Here is a 1293-nt window from a genome sequence, read left to right as displayed (position 1 = left end):
CGAACACGCGCACCTCGCCCGCGCTCGGCTCGATCAGCCCCAGGAGCATGGCAATGGTCGTGGTCTTGCCGGCGCCGTTGCCGCCGAGCAGCGCCACCGTCGTCCCTGCCTCGATGGTAAAACTGATGTGATCGACCGCCGTGACGGCGCCGTAGCGCTTGACGAGGCCGCGCACGACGACGGGCGCTTGCGCGAAATCGCTGCCGCCAGCGCCGTCTTTAGAAAAATTTCGAGCCGCCTCAACCATTTCCTTGCGCTGCGCGCCTGCTTTGTCCGAATTATGGCTCACCGCCAACGTGCTAGGGTTCACCTATGGCCGTACTCGACAATAGTCAAACCGCCCCGGAGGCATCCGTGCCGGAATGGTTGCGTGCCGGCGACAGCCGCTTGCGCCTCCAGACCATCGTGCGCTTGCGCTGGCTTGCGGTGCTCGGCCAGAGCCTTACGGTCGTCGGCGCCTATTGGGTGCTGGGCATGGACTTGCCGATTGGCGGGTGTTTCGCGGTCATCGCGCTGTCCGCCTGGCTCAACGTGGCTTTGCGCATTCGTTTCCCCGCGAGCCAGCGGCTGCGCAGCAATTCCGCCTTCATCCTGCTGGGCTACGACATTATCCAGCTTGCGGCGCTGCTCTACCTCACCGGCGGACTGGAGAACCCGTTTGCGTTTCTCATGATCGCGCCGGTCACCGTGTCGGCCTCCACGCTGCCCTTGCGGATTACGGTGGCGCTCGGCCTGCTCGCCATCGGGGCGGCGAGCGTGCTCACCACCTTCCATTACCCGCTTCCCTGGTTTCACGATTCTCAGCTCAACCTGCCGATGCCCTACGTGCTCGGCGTGTGGGCCGCCGTGGTCTCCGGCATCCTCTTTATCGGCTTTTACTCTTGGCGGACGGCGGAAGAAGGACGGCGCATGGCCGAGGCTCTGGCCGCCGCCGAAATGGTGCTGGCGCGCGAGCAGAAGCTTTCCGCGCTCGATGGGATGGCCGCGGCCGCGGCGCACGGCCTGGGCACACCGCTCGCCACCATCGCCGTCGTCACCAAGGAGCTCTTGCGCGACGCCGACAAGGCGGACCGTCATTACGAGGACCTGCTTCTGTTGCGCGCGCAGGCCGAACGCTGCCGCGAGATCCTGAAGGAGCTTGCGGGGCGCGGCGAGGAACTCGACATCATTGTCTCGCGCATGCCCGTCAGCCATCTGATCGAGGAGGTTGTCGAGCCGCACCGTCTGCTCGGTGTTCCCATCGAGGTGGAGATCGGGCCGCGTGACGGGCTGGAGCCGGGCAGCGCCGCCGCC

2 protein-coding genes are annotated in these 1293 nt (G+C 66.1%); one reads left to right on the top strand and one right to left on the bottom strand.

The genetic code is table 11. From position 1 onward, the window contains the following. Positions 1-289 (bottom strand): ATP-binding cassette domain-containing protein (locus AUC71_RS12820; protein WP_244500951.1); only part of this gene is annotated, 289 nt, incomplete at its 3' end. Between the two features lie 23 nt (positions 290-312). Between AUC71_RS12820 and AUC71_RS12815 the strand changes: the two genes are divergently transcribed. Then, positions 313-1293 (top strand): ActS/PrrB/RegB family redox-sensitive histidine kinase (locus AUC71_RS12815; protein WP_141701680.1); only part of this gene is annotated, 981 nt, incomplete at its 3' end.

This window comes from Methyloceanibacter marginalis, from assembly GCF_001723295.1.
In the GTDB taxonomy this organism is placed as follows: Bacteria; Pseudomonadota; Alphaproteobacteria; order Rhizobiales; family Methyloligellaceae; genus Methyloceanibacter; species Methyloceanibacter marginalis.
Note: the sequence above shows the minus strand (reverse complement) of the source record. Positions and strands in the feature narration are given on the sequence as shown.